This is a genomic window from Falsiroseomonas frigidaquae (assembly GCF_012163145.1).
Classification (GTDB): domain Bacteria; phylum Pseudomonadota; class Alphaproteobacteria; order Acetobacterales; family Acetobacteraceae; genus Falsiroseomonas; species Falsiroseomonas frigidaquae.
Genome location: NZ_JAAVTX010000009.1, coordinates 143838 through 165325 on the forward strand (window position 1 = coordinate 143838; position 21488 = coordinate 165325).

Annotated in this window: 20 protein-coding genes; 16 read left to right on the plus strand and 4 right to left on the minus strand. The window is 68.6% G+C overall.

Annotation, left to right across the window (positions count from 1 at the left end; all coding sequences use genetic code 11):
• Window positions 1-12: 12 nt before the first annotated feature.
• The 4 genes from kaiC (at window position 13) to HB662_RS26850 (ending at window position 6507) form a co-directional block, all read left to right on the plus strand.
• Window positions 13-1716 (plus strand): circadian clock protein KaiC, encoded by a 1704-nt coding sequence (gene kaiC / locus HB662_RS26835; RefSeq protein ID WP_168054773.1) that lies wholly within the window; start codon window positions 13-15, stop codon window positions 1714-1716.
• On the plus strand, window positions 1709-1990 hold the full coding sequence (locus HB662_RS26840) for a circadian clock KaiB family protein (protein ID WP_168054775.1): 282 nt from the start codon (window positions 1709-1711) through the stop codon (window positions 1988-1990). Before kaiC ends, HB662_RS26840 begins: the two co-directional genes overlap by 8 nt.
• Window positions 1987-4791: a PAS domain S-box protein gene (locus tag HB662_RS26845; RefSeq protein WP_168054777.1), complete on the plus strand. Its 2805-nt coding sequence runs from the start codon at window positions 1987-1989 to the stop codon at window positions 4789-4791. Before HB662_RS26840 ends, HB662_RS26845 begins: the two co-directional genes overlap by 4 nt.
• 525 nt (window positions 4792-5316) lie before the next feature.
• Entirely contained in the window at window positions 5317-6507 is a 1191-nt protein-coding gene (locus tag HB662_RS26850) for a fatty acid desaturase (RefSeq protein ID WP_168054779.1), read from the plus strand.
• Between the two features lie 19 nt (window positions 6508-6526).
• Here HB662_RS26850 and HB662_RS26855 read toward each other — a convergent pair whose 3' ends face one another.
• Window positions 6527-7930, minus strand: a complete 1404-nt coding sequence (locus HB662_RS26855; RefSeq protein WP_168054781.1) for a sensor histidine kinase — start codon at window positions 7928-7930, stop codon at window positions 6527-6529.
• On the minus strand, window positions 7927-9117 hold the full coding sequence (locus HB662_RS26860; protein ID WP_168054783.1) for an FIST N-terminal domain-containing protein: 1191 nt from the start codon (window positions 9115-9117) through the stop codon (window positions 7927-7929). The genes HB662_RS26855 and HB662_RS26860 overlap by 4 nt, the downstream gene beginning before the upstream one ends.
• Before the next feature lie 762 nt (window positions 9118-9879).
• On the opposite strand from HB662_RS26860, the gene HB662_RS26865 reads away from it, so the two are divergent.
• The 9 genes from HB662_RS26865 to HB662_RS26905 all read left to right on the plus strand — a co-directional run bounded on the left by HB662_RS26865 (window position 9880) and on the right by HB662_RS26905 (window position 17496).
• Window positions 9880-11193 carry an integrase arm-type DNA-binding domain-containing protein gene (locus HB662_RS26865; RefSeq protein ID WP_168054785.1) on the plus strand — a complete coding sequence of 438 codons (1314 nt, stop codon included), beginning with the start codon at window positions 9880-9882 and terminating at the stop codon, window positions 11191-11193.
• 120 nt (window positions 11194-11313) lie between these two features.
• Entirely contained in the window at window positions 11314-12918 is a 1605-nt protein-coding gene (locus HB662_RS26870) for a phage tail tape measure protein (protein ID WP_168054787.1), read from the plus strand.
• A gap of 29 nt (window positions 12919-12947) precedes the next feature.
• The gene (locus tag HB662_RS26875; protein ID WP_168054789.1) at window positions 12948-13292 is read left to right on the plus strand and encodes a hypothetical protein; all 345 of its coding nucleotides are present in this window, start codon (window positions 12948-12950) and stop codon (window positions 13290-13292) included.
• Between the two features lie 17 nt (window positions 13293-13309).
• On the plus strand, window positions 13310-13966 hold the full coding sequence (locus tag HB662_RS26880) for a hypothetical protein (protein ID WP_168054791.1): 657 nt from the start codon (window positions 13310-13312) through the stop codon (window positions 13964-13966).
• Between the two features lie 12 nt (window positions 13967-13978).
• Window positions 13979-14500: a hypothetical protein gene (locus HB662_RS26885; RefSeq protein WP_168054793.1), complete on the plus strand. Its 522-nt coding sequence runs from the start codon at window positions 13979-13981 to the stop codon at window positions 14498-14500.
• On the plus strand, window positions 14497-15654 hold the full coding sequence (locus tag HB662_RS26890; protein ID WP_168054795.1) for a phage baseplate assembly protein: 1158 nt from the start codon (window positions 14497-14499) through the stop codon (window positions 15652-15654). Before HB662_RS26885 ends, HB662_RS26890 begins: the two co-directional genes overlap by 4 nt.
• Before the next feature lie 199 nt (window positions 15655-15853).
• Window positions 15854-16186 carry a phage tail assembly protein gene (locus tag HB662_RS26895; RefSeq protein ID WP_168054797.1) on the plus strand — a complete coding sequence of 111 codons (333 nt, stop codon included), beginning with the start codon at window positions 15854-15856 and terminating at the stop codon, window positions 16184-16186.
• A 229-nt stretch (window positions 16187-16415) separates the two neighbouring features.
• Window positions 16416-16610, plus strand: coding sequence for a hypothetical protein (locus HB662_RS26900; protein WP_168054799.1), 195 nt, complete (start codon window positions 16416-16418; stop codon window positions 16608-16610).
• Between the two features lie 22 nt (window positions 16611-16632).
• On the plus strand, window positions 16633-17496 hold the full coding sequence (locus HB662_RS26905; protein ID WP_168054802.1) for a hypothetical protein: 864 nt from the start codon (window positions 16633-16635) through the stop codon (window positions 17494-17496).
• Between the two features lie 219 nt (window positions 17497-17715).
• On the opposite strand, the gene HB662_RS26910 is transcribed toward HB662_RS26905, so the two are convergent.
• Window positions 17716-17988 carry a hypothetical protein gene (locus tag HB662_RS26910; RefSeq protein ID WP_168054804.1) on the minus strand — a complete coding sequence of 91 codons (273 nt, stop codon included), beginning with the start codon at window positions 17986-17988 and terminating at the stop codon, window positions 17716-17718.
• A gap of 33 nt (window positions 17989-18021) precedes the next feature.
• Entirely contained in the window at window positions 18022-18267 is a 246-nt protein-coding gene (locus tag HB662_RS26915) for a helix-turn-helix domain-containing protein (protein WP_168054806.1), read from the minus strand.
• Window positions 18268-18403: 136 nt separating this feature from the next.
• On the opposite strand from HB662_RS26915, the gene HB662_RS26920 reads away from it, so the two are divergent.
• Genes HB662_RS26920 through HB662_RS26930 form a run of 3 tightly spaced genes read left to right on the plus strand, consistent with a single transcriptional unit; the run spans window position 18404 to window position 21437 of the window.
• Entirely contained in the window at window positions 18404-19228 is an 825-nt protein-coding gene (locus HB662_RS26920; protein WP_168054809.1) for a hypothetical protein, read from the plus strand.
• The gene (locus tag HB662_RS26925) at window positions 19225-19644 is read left to right on the plus strand and encodes a hypothetical protein (RefSeq protein ID WP_168054811.1); all 420 of its coding nucleotides are present in this window, start codon (window positions 19225-19227) and stop codon (window positions 19642-19644) included. Before HB662_RS26920 ends, HB662_RS26925 begins: the two co-directional genes overlap by 4 nt.
• A complete protein-coding gene (locus HB662_RS26930; protein ID WP_168054813.1) occupies window positions 19641-21437 on the plus strand; it encodes a hypothetical protein in 1797 nt (598 codons plus the stop codon). The genes HB662_RS26925 and HB662_RS26930 overlap by 4 nt, the downstream gene beginning before the upstream one ends.
• Window positions 21438-21488: the final 51 nt, after the last annotated feature.

Genomic DNA, 21488 nt, shown 5'->3' on the forward strand with positions numbered 1-21488 from the left:
GAGCGGAGCAGGATGGTCAAGGCTGCTACCGGGGTTCCTGGACTGGACGAGATCACCCATGGCGGTCTGCCGGCCGGGCGCGTGACGCTCATCGAGGGCGGTCCCGGGGCCGGCAAGACCCTGCTGGCGCTGCAAAGCCTGGCGCGCGGCGCCGGACCTGACGGCGCGCCCGGCATCTTCGTGGCCTTCGAGGAATCGCCCGACCGTATCCGCACCAATTGCGCCGGCTTCGCCTGGGCCGGTGACGGCCCCTGGCAGCAGGCGATCTTCTTCCTCGACGCACAGCCGAGCCCGGACATGGTGCAGTCCGGCAGCTTCGACCTGGGCGGCATGCTGGCCGCCATCGGCGCCCAGATCGCGCAGACCGGCGCGCGCCGCATCGTGCTCGACGCCATCGACGTGGTGCTGGCGCTGCTGCCCGACCCGGTGACTCGCCGGCGGGAACTGCACCGCCTGCATCATTGGCTGGTGGCGCATGAGATGACCGCGATCCTCACCGCCAAATCCGGCAGCGGCCGCGGCGCCGCCGGCGATGCGGAATTGCTGGGCTTCCTGCAGTTCATGGTCGATTGCGCCATAATGCTGCGGCATGAGGTGGTGGCCGGAATCTCCCAGCGCAGCCTGCGCGTCCTGAAGTACCGCGGCTCCGCCTTCGCCGAGAACCAGGCGCCGCTGCTGATCGGCTCCACCGGGATCGAGGTGGCCTATTCGGCCGGCGAACGGGACACCGCCTCACCCGTCACGGATGAACGCGTCGGCACGGGCATCGCGCGGCTGGATGCGATGCTGGATGGCGGCTACCACCGCGGTGCCAGCGTGCTGATCAGCGGCGCCCCCGGCACCGCCAAGACCACGCTCTGCGGCGCCTTCGCCGAGGCCGCGTGCCAGCGCGACGAAGCGACACTCCTGGTCAGCTTCGATTCGCGGGGCGAGGAGATCATCCGCAACCTCGACTCGGTGGCCATCCACCTGGCGCCACACCTGGCCAGCGGGCGCCTGCGGATCCTCTCCGCGCGGTCGGTGAACGGCAGCGCCGAAGCGCATCTGATGCGGATCAAGGCGGAAGCCACGGCGCATGGTGCGCGCTGCCTGGTGATCGACCCGCTCTCGGCGCTGTCGCAGGACGGCAACGCCGCATTTTCCCACAGCGTGGCCGAGCGGCTGATCGACTGGGCCAAGAGGCGCGGCATCACGCTGCTCTGCACCAGCCTGCTTGGCGCCACCCATCCGGAGCAGGAGGGCACGCAGCTACAGGTCTCCACCATCGCCGATACCTGGATCCATCTGAGCTACGTCATCCGCGCCGGCGAGCGGAACCGCGCGCTGACCATCATCAAGTCGCGCGGCACCGGCCATTCCAACCAGGTGCGGGAATTGCTGCTGACCAGCGAGGGCGTGACGCTGGAAGACGTGTACCTGGCGGATGGCGAGGTGCTGATGGGCACGATGCGCTGGGCACAGGAAAACCAGGCGAGGCTGCGCGCCAGCCAGGCGGCGGACGCCGCCAACCTGGAGCGTCTGCGGCTGGATGCGGAGGCGGCGGAGATCGAGGGGCGACTCGCCCTGTTGCGCCGGCAACTCCAGCTCAAGCAGGCCGAGGTCGCGGCGCTGCGGCACGCCGGCGATGTGGTCGAGGATGAGGCCGCCCGTTCCCTGCGCGAGTTGCGTCACAGGCGCATGGCGGACGGTTCGGAGCAGGACGGCGCCGATGGCTGAGGCGATGCCGCACCTGCGGCTCTACGTCGCCGGCGCAGGCCCGAATTCGCGCAAGGCCATCGCCAACCTCGCACGGCTGCGTGCCACCACGACGGTGGCGGACTGGCCCGTCGAGACCGTGGATGTGTTCGAGCACCCGGGGCGCGCGCTGGCGGACGGCATCCTGCTGACCCCGCAACTGCTGATCCTGGCCGAGGGCGGCGCCCGCGCCGTGGTTGGCGACCTCAGCGACCGCGCAGCCCTGCTGGCAGCGCTGGCATTGGAGCCACCGTGATCTCCGCGATCGCCGGAACCGTGCAACAGGCCGAGATCCTGCAGCTTCTGCAAAGCCTGCACGCGACCGAACAAAGGCTGGTCGAACTGACCGGCGGGCAGGTCGATGCCGTGATCGGCCCCTCCGGCCAGCGGCACCTGCTATCCAGCGCACAGGAAGACGTGTTGCGCATCGCCGGCACCTTCCAGAACATCTTCCACCACGCCGCCGTCGGCATCGTCACGACCGACCGGAACCACCTGCTGCGGGAGGCCAACCCTGCCTTCTGCGCCATGCTGGACATGGACCCGGAGGAACTGGCCGGGCGCAACTTCGACTCGCTGGCGGACCACCGGCAGCAGACGGACTGCCGCGCCCTGGTGCAGGCGGTGGTGCGTGGCGAACGCCAGGGCTTCGTGGTCGACAAGAAGTTCCGCACCCGGTCCGGCGCCGGCATCTGGACCCGGGTCAGTGCCTCCGCGCTCCGCGATGCCGACGGGGCGCTGGAAGGCCTGATCGCGATCGTCGAGGACATCTCCGAACGCAAGGCGGCGGAGGCGGCGAACCAGCAGCTTTCGGCGCGGCTGGCGGCAACCATCGCCAGCATCTCCGACGCCTTCTTCACGCTGGATGCCGAGGGGTGCCTGACGCATGTGAATGCGCGCGCGGCCCGGCTGTTCGGCACCACGCCGGAGTACCTGCTGGGTTCGCCGGTCGCGCTGCAGCCCGGCTTCGGGGCGGCGGACCCGATGGGCGCGACGCTGCGCGAAGCGATGGCGCACCACACCATGCGCGGCTGCGAGGTGCTGCTGGATGGCGCCGGCCTGTGGCTGGAGATGCGCGCCTACCCGGCCGCCGAGGGCCTGACCGTGGTGCTGCACGACATCACCGAACGCCGGCGGCGGGAGGAATGGCAGCGCCTGCTGGAGACCTGCATCAGCCGGCTGAACCACATCGTGCTGATCACCGACGGCGCGCCGCTCGAGGAGCCCGGCCCGCGCATCGTTTTCGTCAACGAGGCCTTCGAGCGCCGCACCGGCTACAGCCGCACCGAGGTGATCGGCCGCAGCCCGCGCCTGCTGCAGGGACCGAAGACCTCGAGGGTGGAGCGCAACCGCATCCGCGCGGCCCTGGCGATGCGGCAATCGGTGCAGGCGGAACTGCTGAACTATACCAAGTCCGGCGAGGAATTCTGGCTGGAGATGGAGATCGTGCCGGTGCTGGCCGCCGATGGCAGCATCGCCAACTGGGTCTCGGTCGAGCGCGAGATCACCGACCGCAGGCGCTACCAGACCCAGCTCGAACAGCAGGCCGCGCTGCTGGAACAGGTGCAGGACGCCATCCTGGTGCAGGGCACCGACCAGCGCATCCGCTACTGGAACCGCGCCGCGGAACGCCTGTATGGCTGGCGCGCGGAGGAGGTGCTCGGCCGCGTCGCCGGGCCGATGATCGGCGGCGTGCCGGATGCGGTGGAGCCGGCGATCGAGGCGGTGCTGGCGAATGGCGCCTGGAGCGGCGAGCTGCACCAGCGGCGTCGCGACGGTAGCGCGCTGGTGGTCGAGGCTTCCTGGACCCTGGTGCGGCATGAGGATGGCTCGCCGCGCGCCATCCTGGCGGTCCATACCGACGTGACGCAGCGGCTGGATCTGGAACGGAAGCTGCGCCAGGCGCAGCGGCTGGAGGCGATCGGCCAGCTCACCGGCGGCGTGGCGCATGATTTCAACAACCTGCTGACCGTCATCCTCGGCAATGCGGAGATGCTGGTGGAGGAACTGCCGCCGGGCGGCGAATTGCGCCAGATGGCGGAGATGAGCGTGGCGGCGGCGGAACGCGCCGCGGCGCTGACCGGCCGGCTGCTCGCCTTCTCCCGCCGCCAGGCGCTGGACCCGAAGCCGGTGGATGTGAACGCGCTGCTGTCCGGGCTGGCGCAGATGCTGAAGCGCACCCTGGGTGAGCAGGTGGAGTTCGAGCTGCGCCCGGCGCATCGCCTCAGTGTCGCGATGATCGATCCGCCGCAGCTGGAAACCGCGGTGCTCAACCTCTGCATCAATGCCCGTGATGCGATGCCCCATGGCGGCCGGCTGACGGTGGAGACCGCCGATGTGCGCCTCGATGCGGATTTCGCCCAGGCGGAGGGAGAGGTCGTGCCGGGCGACTACGTCATGGTGCGGGTCAGCGATACCGGCACCGGAATGCCGCCGGAGGTGGTGGCGCAGGCCTTCGAGCCCTTCTTCACCACCAAGGAGATCGGCCAGGGCAGCGGGCTCGGGCTGAGCATGGTGTATGGCTTCCTCAAGCAGTCGGGCGGCCACGTCTCGATCCGGTCCCGCCTCGGCCATGGCACCAGCATCAGCATGTACCTTCCGCCCGCCGGGCAGCCGGCCGTGCCGGGCCGGCGTGCGCCGCGTCGCGACGGACTGCGGGGCGGGCATGAACGGGTGCTGGTGGTGGAGGATGACGCGCCGGTCCGCGACCACGCGGCAAACCTGCTGCGGGAGCTTGGCTACCAGGTGACGGAGGCCATGCACGCGGCGGAGGCATTGCAGATTCTCCGCGCCGATCCCGCCTTCGACCTGCTGTTTACCGATGTGATCATGCCCGGCGGCATGACCGGGCCGCAGCTTGCCGTCACGGCGCAGCAGATGAGGCCGGCGCTGCGGGTGCTGCTGACCAGCGGCTACAACGAGCCGCCGCCGCCCGGCTGCGATTCGCCGGCCGGCGCGCTGCCCCTGCTGAGCAAGCCCTACCGTCGCCATCAACTGGCGGACAAGGTGCGGGAGGCGCTGGACGGCAGGGCCGGCCGGCCCGTCGGCGGCGTCTGAAGCCCGTGTTCCGCCCGCCCGTCGCTCCCCGCGGCGCCGCGGGCTGCTGCCTCTGACGAGAGGCGCCTGGACCGACGGCAGACTTCAATAGACCGTGACTATGTTGAACTGAAGTATAGAAGCCATGCTGGAAAGGTTGCTGCGCTCGGCCTGCGACGATCGTTGAGGAGTCGGCCATGCGGTTGAAGAAGGCGGCGCCCGGCCGCTCCTCGCCTTCGCGATCATGGACGCCGGACCCGCGGAGTCTGGGCGGGTGACGGCGCCGCTCATGCGGCCGGCCCGATGGCAAGGGACCGCCACACGGCCATCCCCCCTCTCGGAACGTGCCGGCCTGCCGGCCCACCTGCCGCCCGCGCGCCGCTGGGCGCCCCCCCCGTTGACTCGCCGACGCGCCCGAGTCTTGCCGCGTGCGGGCCCGGACCCGCCGCCGCTGCCGGTCTCTCCTCCAAGGATCAACCGCAACGTCTGCCGACGCCTCGACGCGCATCGCGCCAGGTCGAGCGCCAACAGGAAGGATTTCTGTAGATGTATCTGTCGCCGGAACGCTTCGACACCACGACCGCCCTGCTCAGCCAGGAACCCATCGCCGATACCCCGAGGGAGATGATGGCCGCCCGGCTGCCCGAGATGGCGCAGCCCTTTCTGACCTGGCTGACGGCGATGCCGGCGCGGGGCGAGGCAATTCCCGATATCGCCGCCTGGCGCTTCGTCGCCGGCGCGCTGGCGTTGGTGCTGGGCGGCGCCGCGCTGGGCGCGGTGCCGCTGGTGCTCGCCGCGCCGCCGTCCTGGGCCTGGCTGCTGCTGCCGCTCGGGCTGCTGCTGACCTCCTCCGGCCTCGGGCTGTTCCAGGTGGTGATCTTCCACCACTGCTCCCACGGCACCGTCTTCGCCAGCCGCGAGCGCAACCGCCAGGTGGGCCGGCTGGTTTCCGCCTTCCTGCTGTTCAAGCGCTTCGACGACTACCAGCGCGAGCACATGAAGCACCACAGCGCCAAGAAGCTGCTGACGGAGGAGGATGAATTCGCCGATTTCGTGCTCGGCCTGTGCCGGCTCGAGCCCGGGCTGCCGAAGGCGGAGCTGTGGCGCCGGGTGCTGGTGAACACCATCTCACCGGTCTTCCATGCCCGCTTCGCGCAGCGCCGGGTCAAGGCGGCGCTGTTCAGCGGCGACCAGGCGCATGACTGGACCGGCCGGCTGTTCTGGGGCGCGCTGATCCTGACAGCGGCGGCAACCGGCACGCTGCTGGAATTCGCCATCCTGTGGGTGCTGCCGGTCACGGTGCTGCTGCAGATCGCCACCATCTACCGCATCCTGTGCGAGCATCGCTTCCCCGAGGCGGAGCTGATCGCGCTGCGCGACCGCAGCTTCGTCTGCCACGCCACCACCGGCGTCTTCGCGGGCCGCCGGCCGCCGGCCTGCACGGTGCGGACCCTGCGCGGCCTGTGGCGCTGGAGCGCCTGGTGGGCCGACATGCTGACGGTGCAGCTGTTCGTCCGGTTGTTCGTGCTGGTCGGCGATGCCCCCTGCCACGATTTCCACCACCGGCGCCCGGCGACCCGGCGCTGGACCAGCTACATCCATGCGCGGCAGCAGGATGCCGAGGCCGGCTCCCCGGGCTTCCCGCACGGCTATACGGAGTGCTGGGGATTGTTCGAGGCGGTGGACAGCAACCTGGCGACCCTGGCGGCGACCTCGCCGGCCACCATCGGCCGCTGAGCCGTGGCCGAAGCCGGCCTCAGCCGCGGCTGGCCGGCTTCGTGGCCGCGGAGCGTCGCGCCGGCGGCGCATCCCGCGGCATCCGCACCGCCTCGGGCGGCAGTTGCACCGAGACGGTGGTGCCCTGCCCGGGGGTGCTTTCCAGCAGGAAGCTGCCGCCATGGGCCTCGACCAGGCTCTTGGCGATCGGCAGCCCCAGGCCGGTGCCCGGGAAGCGCCGGCGATGGCCGTTCGAGGCCTGCTGGAATGGCTGCAGCACACGGGCGATGTCGGCCGGCTCGATCCCGATGCCGCTATCCGCCACGCTGATCCGCGCGCCGCCATCGGGCTGCACCTCCAGCGCGAGTCGCACGCGTCCCTCCGGCGGCGTGAACTTCACGCCATTGCCCAGCAGGTTGCCCAGCACCTGGCGGAAGCGCAGGCGGTCGATGAACAACTCGATTCCCGGCCTGATCTCCAGCGGTTCCAGCAGCACGCCCTGCCGCAGCGCGATGGAACTGGCCTCGCCCAGGGCCGAATTGAGCAGTCCCTCGCTGGCCACCCATTCGCGCCGCAGGCTGGGGGCGGCGTTCTCCAGGCTGGCGTAGTCCAGGATGTTGTCGATCAGGTCCAGCAGCATGCGGCCGGATTCGTTGATCTGCGCGATATAGGTGCCGCGCTGTTCCTCCGTGGTCGGGATCATCGATCCCGGTGCCATGATCTCGGAGAAGCCGATGATGGAGTTCAGCGGCGTCCGCAATTCATGGCTCAGCGTGGCCAGGAAGCGCGCCCGCGTCGCGCCGCTTTCCTCCGCCGCCGCCTTCGCCGCGCGCAGTTCCACTTCCGCCGCCTTGCGCGCCCGCACGTCGATGTAGACGGAGAGCGCGCCCTCGACGAGTTCCTGGTCCCGCGTCTCGAACGGCCGGGTGACGTTGCCTTCCGAATGGTTGCCGAGGATCAGCGCGACCCCGCTCAACGGGTCGAAGGCCCACAGCACATAGGGCGTCCGCAGGATGGAGGTCAGCTCATAGGCCGGCGGCTCGATCAGGGTGCGGGAGGTGGTGAAGAAGAAGCTGGGCGCCGATGGCAGCATCACGTTCTGCTGCCACGCCTCCCCGCCCATGCCGATGACATGGGTGACGCGGAAGCGGCCGGACCCGTCCGGGCCGACGCGTTCGAGCAGCGCGGCGCGGTCGCAGAGCGCGTTGTCGACGACGACTTCCAGCATCGGATCGCCGATTTCCTCCGGCAGGTTGCAGACATCCGACAGCCGGTGCGCCTCGCGGATCAGCTTGGCGACGGTGCGGCTGCGGCGCGCCTCCCGGAAGGCCTGGCTCTGTTCCTCCTGCAACCGCAGCAGGCGCGCCCCCAGGTCGTTGCACTCGCGTCGGTAATAGGCGAGCTCGCGGTCGAGAGGGTTGGGAACCGGTTGCTTGCGCGTCATCGGCGGCGGCGCAGCACGGCGAGCACGCCGGTCCAGTCCAACGAACGGCTGATGCCGCCGCCGACGGGCGCGACCTCCACGCCAGAATAGAAGCCGAGCAACGGCGTCGAGGGTTCCAGCCCCTGCATCACCAGTTCCGCCTCCTCCACCGCCGCGCCGCTGCGCGCGCTGGCCCGTCCGGCACAGTCGATGTAGAGCGCCAGGAGATTGTCCTCGCCGGCCACCGCGTCATTCATCGCGGCGACGCCGCGGCGCACCGAATCGAGCATCAGCGAATTGTCGCGGCTCATGATCTGGACGATCGTGCCGAGCGCGAAATCAGGCTCGAACAAGGTGACGGACCCGGCCTCGTTGTTGGCGCGCAGGATCAGCCGGTTGACGTAATCGCCTTCCTGGTAGGGCGCGTAGGGGTCGCCCAGCTTCTGCCCCAGCGTCACTTCCAGCGACAATTCCTGCGCCCTGGTCTGGCCGAGCGGCAGGCCCAGCATGCGCTCGATCACGCGCAGTGCCGGCTCGCCATCCAGCTCGAACACGTCGGCGCCGTCGATCCGGGTGATCTCCATGAAGGAGCTGATCGGGCGGCAGCCATGCATGATGACCGTCTCCACCTCGATCCCCGGTGGGAACACCAGGGCGATGGCGGCGTGCTTCATCACGCGCCGGCCGGCGAAGACCCAGCCGCCGGTCAGGTTCATGTCGGTCAGCAGCCCACCGCCGAACAATTGCAGTGGCGTGGTGCCGAAGCCGTCGTTGAAGCCATCGACGATGGAGCTTGCGAAATGCAGGCGCGGCGGGGCGCGGGAGGCGACGCTGTCGAACAGCAGCATCACCGCCGCATCCGGGCTGGCGATGGCGCCGACGGCATGCCCAAGCGCCCGGCCGGCTTCGCGGGTTCCGTCGAGCAGGGCTTCCGTCACCACCGCCTGCGGCAGCACCGCCGGGTCGTACAGCGCGACGATGCCCATCTCGAAGCCGCCATAGCCGAAGCTGTCGCGACCGATGACGCCGGCGGCCGAGCCGCCATAGACGGGAATCGGGCCGAATTCGACCGTGAGCGCCGCCAGCACCGCATCTGGGTCATGCTTGCCGCCGCAGAAGGCCAACAGCATGGAAGGCGTTTCGGGGCCAACCGCCTCCCGGCACAACCGCGCCGAGACGGCGGGGTTCGAACTTTTGACGTTGGCCACGCGGATCATCCGATCAGTCCCGAATGCAGAGCTGGCCATGACGCGGCAAAGAACCACGCCGCCGGCTATTGTTCACGGATTGCAAGAAGAACGGCCCTCCGCGCAATAGCATCAACCATGCCACACAGAAACTTCAATCGGCAGCAGGAAGGAAACCGCGTCTGTTGCTGAAGCCGAAGCATCGCGCCGGTGGGTGAGCGGGGCAGGCGAACCGGGGATCGGCGGGGTGCGGCACGCATCGAGAGGTGGTGTCGGCGTCACGACACGACCGGCACGGGTCCGTAACGCCGTGGCGGCGACGAAGATGCCGTCGCAGCCGGATTCATGTCAGGATTTGGAAATCGCCCGCCCGGCTGGCGGAAAAGGCCGCTCGACAGAAATGTCGTGGGGAAATGGTGCTGCTGGACAGGATTGAACTGTCGACCTCTCCCTTACCAAGCGGCGATCCGGTCCGGACACTACGCGCCATGGTGCGACACCAACGCTGAAAATCAGTATCTTAGAGCTCATGAACGCGACACTACCCGTCACCAGACGTCATGGCTACGCTACGAGATGAGTCCGCTGCGAGTCCGCGGGCTCGCCGGGGCATGAGTCCGCAGACGATTTTGATGGGGGGGGAACCTATATGTTCTGGTGTTCTAGGTGTTCTAGGTGTTCCTTCCTCTATATCTATAGACATATCAGTGTGTTGCGGCCGATCGTTTTGGAACACCGGCGATTTTGCAAGGTGTTCCAGGTGTTCCAGTCGGTGCCGGTATCGTGAAGCTGACCAAGCGGACGATCGATGCCGCCGTCTGCCCGCCCGGCAAGCGCGATATCCTGTTCTTCGATGAGGATCTGCCAGGCTTCGCCCTGCGCGTGACCTCGGGCGGGGCGAAGGTCTTCCTATTCCAGTACCGGGCGGGGGGGAGGATCAAGCGCAAGCGAATCGGTGAGTACGGGACCCTCACGCCAGCCGCCGCGCGAATCCGCGCGGAGCGGTTGCGAGGCCAGGTGCTGGATGGGGGCGATCCGGTGGGCGCTGCCGCTGCGGCCGCGGCCTCGGCCATCGCCGCGGCGAAGGCTGAATCCTACACCGTGCGGGCGCTGCTGGATGACTGGCAGGCTGCAAAGCAAGTTCAGAAGAAGGGTCGCAGCTTCACCACGGCGAAGGGGTCCCTCGCGAAGCACCTGAAGCCGTGGCTTGACCGCCCGGCCAAGAGCCTGACCGCGGATGAGGTTCTGCGCCTGCTCGACGATCTGGCGGCCGGTGGCCAGCCCGGCGCCGCGGTCTATGTCCGCGCTCGAGGCCACGCCGCCTTCGCATGGGCGGTGAGCCGGCGGCGGCTGGCGGAGAACCCATTCACCGGCGTTTCTTCCCCGGTCAAGGCGGGGGTCCGGGAACGGGTGCTGACGGATGCCGAACTGGGCGAGGCCTGGCGTGCAGCCGGCACGCTGGGATGGCCGTATGGCCCCTATCTGCGCTTCCTGATGCTAACCCTCCAGCGCCGGGAGGAAGTGGCCGGTCTGCGCTGGGCGGAGCTGGCCGAGGCCGGCGAGTGCTGGACGCTGCCAGGCGCCAGGTCAAAGAACGGCAAGGCCCATGTGGTGCACCTGGTGCCGGAGGCGCGGGCAATCCTGGGCGATGTGCCGCGCTTCAAGGGCTGCGAGCATGTGTTCACCTCACGCGGTGAGGGTAGTGTGAATGGCTTCGCTACCGCCGCCAGGCGCCTGCGCGCCGCAGTGCTGGCCGATCGCAAGGCGCGGGGTGGCGAGGCGCTGGCGGCGCATCGCGGCAGGCTGCCGGCGCTGGATTGGGTCTGGCATGACTTCCGCCGCACGGGGGTCACGGCTATCGCCGCCATGGGCTTCGCGCCGCATGTCGCGGACCGCCTGCTGAACCACGTCGAGGGCACCATCAGCGGGGTGGCGGCCATCTACCAGCGCCACGAGTTTCTGCCGGAGCGGGAGCGGGCCTTACTCGCCTGGTCGCGATTCATCCAGGCGGCGGCAGCCGGGCGCGATCCTTTGGCGGCCGGTGCTGAAAACGTGGTGGCGCTGCCGCGCGGAAGGGCTTCCGTCAACATCGGGTAATTGCCGGCATTCCCCGGCATTACCCTGCATTCACCCGCGCATCGCGAGCAAAGCTGGCTCCGGCGTGGTCCTTTCCGGGCTGGTCAGTGGCATCCGCCACGTGGCCGCAGGAGGTGGCCCGTGACGGTGAATCGCAAGTTTCAGGCTGTTGTCACCCTCGACGACAAGACGGCTGGCCCACTGCGCGCCCTATCGGCGCGCCTGGCGGCGATCGGACCGGTGGGTGCTGGCATCGGCCGCAGCCTTCAAGGCGTCTCGGATCGCCTGGGCCACATCGGCCGCAGCACCGCCATGTACACGCTGGCCCGGTCCATGAATGTCGCTGGGCGCGGCATCATGCTTGTGAACCGCGGCCTGACGCAGATCGCCGCCCTCGGCGGGATTTCCGGTGCTGGTGTCGTCGCGGGTCTGCTCGGCATGGGCCGCGCCACCATGACGGCCGTGGGCAATCTGGCGGACCTCTCGGCCAGGACCGGCATGACGGTGCGCGACCTGCGCGGCCTCGAGCACGCCGCCCGCATGGCCGACGTGGAAATGCCCGCGGCAGTCGCGGCCATGGAACGCTTGAATCGCGGCATGTTCGACGCGACCAACGGACAGAACCGCGATCTGGCGGAGCTGTTCAGCAGAAACAACATCGCGCTGCGCGACGGCGTCACCGGCCAGGTTCGGACCGCAGCGCAGGTGCTGCCGCAGCTCGCAGACCTGTTCGCGCAGAACACCAACCAGGCCCTTCGGAATTCGATGGCCAATGCGCTGTTCAGCCGTGCTGGTGCGCCGTTGATCGCGGCACTGACGCAAGGTGGGGCCGCCCTGCGGGAGCAGATGGCCGAGGGATTTCGACTCAATCCGCAAATCAACGATGGAAACATCGGCGCGCTGGATCGCGCAGAGGATGCCTACGCGAAGCTGGGCGTGGCCATCACCGGCGTGCGCGACGCCATCTCGGTACGGCTGATGCCGGCGCTTGCTCCCGTCATCGAGCGAATGACGGAATGGACCGCCGCCAACCAGGACCTCATTGGGGCGCGTGTCTCCGAATGGGTGAAGAACGTCGCGACCGCCATGGAGGAATGGAACCTCGGGGAAACCGTGCGCAACCTCGAGCGGTTCAAGACCGCCGCCGTAGCGGTCTACGGCGCCCTGGGTGGCATCGAAGGTATCCTCGTCGGTTCGATCATCCTCCGGCTGGCCGGGATCTTCGGCGCCATCGGCGCCGCCATGCTCGGCCTGCCGGTGGCCGCCGTGACCGCCGCTGCCGCCGCAATCGGTGCCGCGGCTTATGTCATCTGGCGAAACTGGGAGGGAATTGAAGACATGTTCCGCCGCATCGGTGATGCGATGGAACGCGCCGGTCAACAGATGCGCGAGGCCTTCCGCGGGCCGCCGACGGCGCCGCCAGTGCCGCAGGGCGCGCTACCGCGCTTCCCGACCATCCCGGGCGCCCCGTCCCTGCCCGGCGCCGTGCCGCCCGGCTTGATGCCAGGCCTGCCGCGCTTCCCGTCCATGCCGGGCGGCCCGCCGGTGCGGCTTTTCCCGGGCAGCTTCGGTAGCGGCGGCATCCTGGGTGGCGGCCGTGGCGCCGCCGGCCGATCGGCCGAGGGTCGCTTGGTTGTCGAATTCGCCAACCTGCCCCGAGGAGCGACGGTGCGGCAGGAGCGGAGCGATCCGGGTCTTCCGGAAATCCGCCTCGATGTGGGTTACGCCCGCCCCTTCGCGGTCTGACGACGCCACGAGCAAGGAATCCGCCGCAAATGTCTGAAACCGTGCCGCCGAGCTTTGCGCATCTGGTCGGAGCCATCATGGCTCCGTTTGCCCCGCCCGCCTTCGCAGCGCCATGCGCGCAGGATGCCGAGATGACCGGCGGCGGCCCGCTGGCCGCAGCGCGGGAGCGGGAGCGCAGCCGCATCGCGGCCATCCTCGGCGCGCCGGAGGCAGCATCACGGATGCCGCTGGCGATCGCCCTGGCCACCACGACCGCCCTGCCCCGCGGCCAGGCGCTGGCGCTTATGCAGCGGAGCGAAGCCGCGGCCTTGCCACCCCTTCAGGCCGCGCCGCCTACCCCGATGGGCCGGCGCGCCCTGGCCCGTTCCACCTGAAGCCGAGGATCTATCCCATGAGCGAACACGAGACATTGCGGGCACTGGCGCCCGCAGAGAACACGCCGCAGGCCATCCGGACGGCCATCACCCGCGCGGAGACGGAACACGCCGCGACGCTGGCCCGCGTCGCGCAGGTGAACGGCAGCCTGCCGGATCTGCTGTTGCGTGCGACCGATGCCGAGCTGAACGCGGCGGGGGCCGAGGCCGCCGCTCAGCAGCGCCAGGCGGATCGGATCGGCGTCTTCCTCGGCGTGCTGCGCACACGCCTGGCGCAGGTGCTGGCGGATGAGACCGCTGCGGAGAAGCTGCGGCGCCAGTCGGAGGTGGTGGACGCCATCAACCTCGCCAACGGCATGGCCGGGGATTTCGCCAAATGGATGCGGGACGAGTACCCGAAGCACGCCGGGATCATTGCGAAGGCAATGGAGGCCGAGGCGGCAGCTATCGAAGCGTGGCGCCGAGCCCGCAACCTGATGCAGGTGCGGCATGCCGAGATGGGCGACACGCCCCTGCCGACACTGGAAACCGCCGGTTCCATGCTGGGTGCGCCGAAGGGGTGGGCGCATGTCATCGGCGAAGACGTGGTGCTGCCGGCGCCCATCGGCGGAACTCTGGTGAATGCCCGCGTGCCGCCGGTCTGGTTGCCGGTCCGCACGCGCGGCTTCGGCTGAGGGGAGGCTGGCATGAAGCCTTCCGAAGCGCTCCGCCGCATACTGGCTCGATCTGCCGAAGAGTGGGAAAAATCGCTGCCGCAAGTGCGCATCAACGGCGTGGTCTCTCGTGTCACAACCGATGCGCCGGAAGTGTTCAGCCCGTCGGATATGCGGGGAACGACGGTCAGCATGTCCAGCGTGGATACCGGGCGATTCGACCTTTCTGCGCCGTGGGCTCTGCGCGCTCTGGGTGGCGCATGCGCCAGCCGGAGTGTGGAGATCGTATCGATGTACGATGGACTGCTGTTCCGGACCCACCGTGTGGTGAGTTTCGATGGCCGCGGCGGGCTGCCGCTGCCGGTGCCGCAGACGATGGTGGTGGAGCGTGACCGCTACCTGTTCCTGCGCCTGATGGCCGAAGTCTCCGGTACGCCTGGCTTCGATGAGGCTTGGGTGAAATCCGGCCTGGCGCTGGCGGATATGCCATGGCGTGGCGAGGGGGACGAGACGCCTCCTCCGGCATGGAGCCCCGTCACGAGGCGCTTCGCATGATACGCGAAAGCGCGGATCGCCCGGCACTGCTGGTGGCCGGCCATCTCTACAGCGGGTGGACGGATATCCGCGTGACGCGGGGCCTGGAACAAGCCAGCTCCGCCTTCGCTCTGGGCATCGCGCGGGGGTGGGATGGGCTGCGCGAGGCCTGGCCTGTGCTGCCCTTTGCGCGGGTGGAGCTGCGGTTTGGTGATGACCTGGTGGTGACGGGCCACGTGGATCGGCTGGATGGCAGCATTGACGCGAGCGCCAGCTCCGCCAGCGTGTCGGGCCGGTCGCTGACCGGGGACCTGGTGGACTGCATGCCGGAGATTGCTGGCACCGAGTTCCGCCGCACCACCCTGCCGGCCATCGCGCGGGCGCTGGCGGCACCGCTGGGTATCGAGGTGGTGGAGGAAGCGGATTGCGGCGCGCCTTTCCAGGTGGAGCGGTTCGAGCGAACCGATACCGCCTGGCAGGTGATCGAACGCCTGGCGCGCATGCGGGGCATCCTGGCAACCGATGATGCGCGCGGTCGGGTCGTGCTGACACGCGCCCTGGCCCGGCGCGCCGCAAGCGGCCTGATACTTGGCCAGAACATCGTCTCCGCCTCGGCCGAGATCAACGGCGCGAAGCGGTTCCGCAAGTACATCGTGCTGTCGCAGGCGCCCAGCTTCGCCGCCCGCCAGGTGGACGTGGATGGTGCGGCGGAACTTCCCGGCGGTGGGGCGCAGCCCAGCATCGTAGCCACCGCCGAAGATCCTGAGGTGCCGCGCAACCGCACCCGCGTTCTGCGGGCAGAGGGTGACGGCACGGCCAGCGATGCGCGGGCACGGGCACTGTGGACGGCTGCCACGTCGCGGAGCCAGGGCATGGCGGTGCGGGTCGTCGTGGCCGGCTGGCGGCAGGCGGATGGGCGCCTGTGGCAGGTGAACGAGGTGGCCTTCACCAGCATTCCATGGCTGCAGCTCGAGGCCGATCTTCTGGTGAAGGAGGTGGAATTCGCGCTCGGCGCCAAGACCGGCCGCCGCACCACCCTGACCCTGACACCGCCGGCGGCGCTGCTTCCGGAGCCGATCGCGGCGCCGCCGGCCGGCCGAGGCGCTGGCCAGGCCGGCCGCCTGATCTGGGGGCCGCGTGGCACCTTCGCGCGGGAGCGCGCGACGGCTGAATGATTCGGTAGCTGGCGCGTCGCTGCCCCATCCGGGCAGGAGTGCCGGCCACCGCACGAAACCCCGCTGGGTGGGACTGCTGCGCGTGGGCGGCAGAGTGCAAGGGCGAAGCCGCCAGCGGGAAGAGGTGTCCTTCGGCTTCGTCCACCACGCATCATTTTCAACCGGCGCCGCGCAGGCCGCGCCAGCAAGGGATTCGACCATGACCATCACCACGCTGAAGCTGTCCGCCCCCATCACCGCGCATGGCGATCCGATGACGGCGCTGAACCTGCGCCACGCGACGGGCCGGGATATCCGCGAATGCGGCCTGCCCTACCGCCTAGATTCGGAAGGCGGCATCATCATCGATTCGCGGGCTGCGCACCGCATGATCGCGCAGCTCGCCGCCGTGCCGCCTTCTTCCATCGACCAGCTTTCCGGCCCGGACTGGAACAACGCGGCGCAGGCGGTGCTGACGATGGTCGCGGGGCAGCAGGTCGCCGCGGTGGAAGCCGCGCTGGCGGAGGCCCTGGGCTCGGCCGCAGGCGATTGATACCCGGGCCAAGCAAGGCGCCGCCGCAGGAGCCAATCCTGTGGCCGCGAATCAAGGTTTTAGGAAACTCCTTGTCATCGAATTCGCTGTAAAACCGAGATGGCGCGGGCTAGCGTCGACTCAAACAGGGCTTGCCCGGCCTGAATTCAGCCACACATAAAGGTATCTTTATGTGTGGTTCCAGGCGTGCTAGAGCCATGGGAAGGAACGAAGCAATGACGAGGCTGTCATGAACATGACCGAACAGCAGCGCATCTTCGACGGCTTCCTCAGGGAGGCGGATGGACGGCTCGAAATCGTCGAGCGCGCCCTTGTTGAAGCGAAGCGGAAGGCAGGCAACAGGGCGCCGAGCTCCAGCCTCGTGGTGGAGACGATCAGGTCCATCAAGAGCGGCCACGGGGCGCTTGCGGTTCACGCCGCATAACTCGGCCCCAGCCTTCTGCATCGTGGGATCGCTCTCCACTCAGGCGCTTGCGCTTCTGATTATCCTGAGCCCCGGCTTCATCTTCCTGGTGGGTTTCCACTTGGCGGAGCCTCAATACCCATCGCGGCATGATGGCAGTCGGGGCACGTTGATCGACACGGCGATGTTCGCCGTAACTTCTACGGTACTGCACTGCACCGTCGGCGTCGCGGTTCTTGCCTTATTCGACTGGCGATCGTCCTGCAGCTTGATCGATAGCTTCGCCGAGATTGCGACATTGCCGGGCGCAGCAGGCCCGCCCCTCCGGTGTCGGCCGGGCACCCTGATCCTGTTCTCGATCCTCTATACACTCACGATGTCGATCGTCGCCTTCGTGCTCGGCAAGCGGTGCGCCAAGTGGCTCCAGAATAGTCCAGGATACTTCGCCGCCATCTACGGACGCCACTACGAAACCTTCGCCGACGCCCAGGCCTACGTCATTGCTAACGTGATGACGGATATCGAGCATGGAGGCCAAGTCCTCATGTATGAAGGGCAGCTTGTTGAACTTTCCCTGAGCGAGTCCAGGGCCATCAACTACGTGGTTTTAGCAGGCGCCAGTCGGTTCTACATGAAGATCGAAAACGGCGGATCCACGACGACGCCGAGGGATCAGTTTCGGTCGATTGACGCCAACAGCAAGCGCCAATCTCGTCTTACTATTCCAGGCGACAAGATCATGAACCTGATTACTCGCACGCACCCGATGATTGCCGATGTTACTGATGAAGACGATCCGCGCTGGTGCCGCCGCGATTTGCTGGACGCGGCTCGGATCTTGCGTCGAGCTTCGAAGGGAGCCGGCCGTTTGATTGACCGTATTCAAACTGCCGTCATGCGAAAGTAGGGCCGCCAGAAGCGTGGGGGCCGAATATCAACCCCCGCTTTCGCTATTGTCCGCACTGCGGACAATAGGCCCGCGACCACCGAGCAGATCGGCATCCCCGCCAGCGCGCCAGCGCGCCAGCGCGCCAGCGCGCCAGCGCGCCAGCGCGCCAGCGAGAGATGGTGGCGGATCCCGTGCTTGCATGAAATGCCGCATTAGCACCCAGGTCGACCTTGGCCTTCAGCTCGGTTTGCGGTTCCGGATGGGGCGTCCTGCCGATGGGTCGTAAGCCTGCACGGCCGCTAAGGCCATTGCGCGTGAGGCAGCCGCTTCGCGTTCTGCGAGGCCTAGACCCCAGATGCGGGCGGTCAACTTCTCGACTTCTTCGCGATGCCATACCGCCGGCCGGTCCGGAAGCAAGCTGCGGCCAGGGGGCAGAAGGCCGGCAGAAACAAGGGCGCGAAAATCGCGGCGCGATTGGCTGGTGAAGGCGCAGGCCGTCTGCTCGTTCATCAGCAGCGGCCAGTCCGGAAGTGTTGGCAAAGATTAGGCGCCTTGCTTTCGGAGCCGCACACCCGGCCCGCCGCCATTCTCTGCTATGAACTCAACGCCCGCTGCCTCCAAGGCGGCACGGATCGCATCGAGTGTGCGCGGATGAGGCTGCCGCTTGCCTGATTCGAAGTCGAACAGCGTCGAGTGGCCCACCGTCGCGACCTTGGCCAGATCCTCTCGGCGCAGGTTCAGCATGGCGCGCGCACCGCGGCATTGCTCGGCAGTGATTGCGGAAGTCATCAACGGTTCTTGACCTTGCCGGGACACAAGCCCAAACATACGCGAGGTTGGCAACTATTGCCAGCTTCGGCCGAGCATGTGGCGGCAACCACATGCCCGGCCTGACCACCCCACGAGCCCTACGGAGGCCCGAACAATGGCTGCTGACCATTCTAAACCTGCAACCTCACGGCGTGGAATCCTGGCTGCTGCGCCGGCCCTGGCCCTTGTGCGCGTGCCCCCGGTCGCTGCGACCCCGGTGTCAGTGCCGCTGGCGGCCGAGGTCGCATCCGCGGGGCTTACTGGCCCCGATCGCGATCTGCTGCGCCTCTGCGCCGTGGCGGTTGCCGCATCTGACGCCGAGTCTGTGGCCATGGAGCGGTTCGGCGCGGCCGAGCTCTGCGCGGATCGGGCGGTGTGCGCGGAGGCGCAGGAGGCGCAGGAGGCGGCTTGGGATGAGTATGAGTCCGCGCTGTCCGCGATGGCGGAGATCCCGGCAGCCAGCTTCACCGGCGTCGCCGTAAAGATCAGTGCGACGGTCGCCTTTCGCGAGCAGCGAGGCGGCGTGGCGGATGTGGAATTTCTCCTCTTGGCCGGCGCGGCCGAGGATGCGACGCGGCTGCTCGCCAACCTGGCACTGCCGGTCCCGCCGGCTGTGCCTGCCGCCTCGCCTGATGCGTCGCTGCTGCGTCTGGTCGATCGCTGGGCGAGCCTCTCGGCGGAACTGCGGGGCCTGGATGAAGCGGAGGGCGGCCTGGCGATTGGCGGCCCGCGCGCCAAGGCTGTTATCGCAGCGATGGACAGTCTCGGCGCACGGCGGCGCCAGGCGCTGCGCGCCATCGCCGACGCGCCGGCTGCGACCCGGCGCGGCCGTGCGGCGAAGGCCGAGATCCTGCGCGACTGCATCGAGGGCCGCGACGATCCTGTGAGCCTGCTCGCGGCCTCGCTGGCGCGCGACTTGGTTGGCGGATCGGTGGCATGAGCGGCACCACTTCCGGCCACGATGGGCAGGGCGTGCGACCTGCTGAGCCGCGCGGGGTGACCGTCGAAGCCTGTGGTGCCTCGGCCATGGCGCGGCTGATCCGCGCGGCGGAGGCGATGCCGGCGGCAGTTGTCGCCTGCGATATTGCCAGCGTGGTGGAGGCGCATCTTCCACCCGATGATGCCGCCGCGGTGGGCGGGGGGTTTGCGACGGAGCTGCTGCGCCTCGCCCTGTGCGGCGCGTGGTGGCCCCTGCCGCTGCTGCGCATGGCGGAGGCGGCGGAGCTGATGGATTACGCTGCCTGGCGCGCCGCCGATTTCCCTGCCCCCGACATCGGCCGGATGATGGACGCTTCGATTGCCTGGCACCGCGCGCATCACTCTGGTGTGCCGGCCGGCAATGTGAGGCCGGCATGATGAACGCGGCTTCCGCCTTGCTCCGCCAGGCCCCGGCGCCGATGTTCACCGAAGGCGCGGCCACGGTTGGCCGCCGCGCGCCGGGACCCCACGCCCGGCCGGCCGCGCCGCTTCCTTTGGCGCGTGGGGCGGGCCTGCGTGGGGTGGTGATGATCCAGGACAATGATGCGGGGGCCGCCTCTGCGCGCGCCTCCGGCTGGTCGCTCGTGATGGCGATCGCCGAGGGTGCCGCCATCCTCGGCGCGGCGCGGCGGGAGGGATGGCTTGGCGTTGTCCCGGATGGCCATGCGGCAAGCCTCGAGGCGGCATTGGAGGCGATCATCCTGAGCCCCGTAGAGCCGCCGCCAGCGCCTGTGGAAATGGCCGATCCGATTGATCAACTGGCGACGCTGCGCCAGGCACAGGAACGACTGCGGCCGGGTCTGGTTTGGCGGGATCTGCGCGATCCTCTAGGCGGTCGGCCGGCGCCGACTGCGTCGCCCTACGCCCATCTTCGCGAGGTACTGCGAAGCGATGCCATCATCCTCCGGCTCGTTGTCTTCGCAGCCCAGCGCGGCTTGCCGGTGGAAATACCCGCGCTGCCGCATGCCCTGCATCCAGCTAGGTTTTTGGATGGTGCGTACCCGGCTTTCCGTGGGCTTGCGGGCCAGCTCCGCCCGGATGGGCGGGGTTTCCTCGCCATGCTGTCCGGGTATCTCGAGGCGATGTGGCTTCCTGGCACTGGCGCCATATCGCCGACGGCTTTTATGCGCGGCCTGCCGGATACGCAGCATCCTGCCGGCCTGGATCGCAGGATGGCGCTTGAGGGTTTCGGGCTTCCCGGCCGCGATGCCGCATTGACCGTGGCCTTGCGGCGCCAGATCGCGCTTCGTCGGGATGATTTGGTGGCCGCGGTATGCGGCGCGCTCGCCACGGGCGCATGGCATGCCACGGCCGCGCCATTTGAAGATCCCGACGCGGTGCCGCGTGCGGTGCCGGCATCCTGGTGGCGTGAACCGCGAATGCGCTTCGACCTGCGCGCCGCAGAGCTGATTCCCACCGGTGCCGGCGCGGAGCGGCTGCCGTTCTTCCGGCGGCTGGTCGTGGTTCCGACGCCGGAGCAGGCGGCGACACCCATGGCGGATGCGCCGGCTGCGAAGGCAAGGCCAAGCCGGGCAGGAAGCAAAGATCGTGAAGCCGCGGCGAGCGGTCGCAACGTTGATGAGGCTCGAATTCTCCCGTTGGCCAGAGCGCTGTTCTGGATTCATCAACACGAAGACAACCGAGATCGCCTCGGTCTCGTATTCAAAGGCGGGAGGCGGGTTTCCTCTGAGCTGGCCGAAGCTCTCTCGGGCGCGATGGGGTTCAAGATGCGACGCCGCGGGGACTCTGCCTGCGGCGTTACCATTCCTGAAGGCTGGATCAGCGAACACACCAGAGCGCTTCTCAGGCCTGAGCATGAGGCGGCAAAGCGCGTGCCCAACACACTCTGCCTCGTTGCGGTTGCAGCAATCCAGAAGGCGCGCGGGTTGGACCTCGGGCTACTGAAGAAGGACTGGGGTGGTGAACTCCGCCAATTCGCCGCCCGGGTCGGCGAACAGATCCGCGACAACTTGCTTGAAGTGCAGACGGGTGAGCCTTCCGGGAAACAGCCGGACTCAGACGCTATCATGGGTGTGCTGACGATTCTAATTGCGGACGGCCAGCCCAAGATGCCCCTTAAAGACCTGCCCGGCGGCGAGCTCCGCATCCCTGCCCGGGTGGTTGATGGCCACGCGCGCGACTGCTCCGGCATGACGAGCGGCGCGGGCTGACACGCAGCATTGGCCCGCTTTGCCCTGCATTCCGCCGTCGTCTCCGGGCGG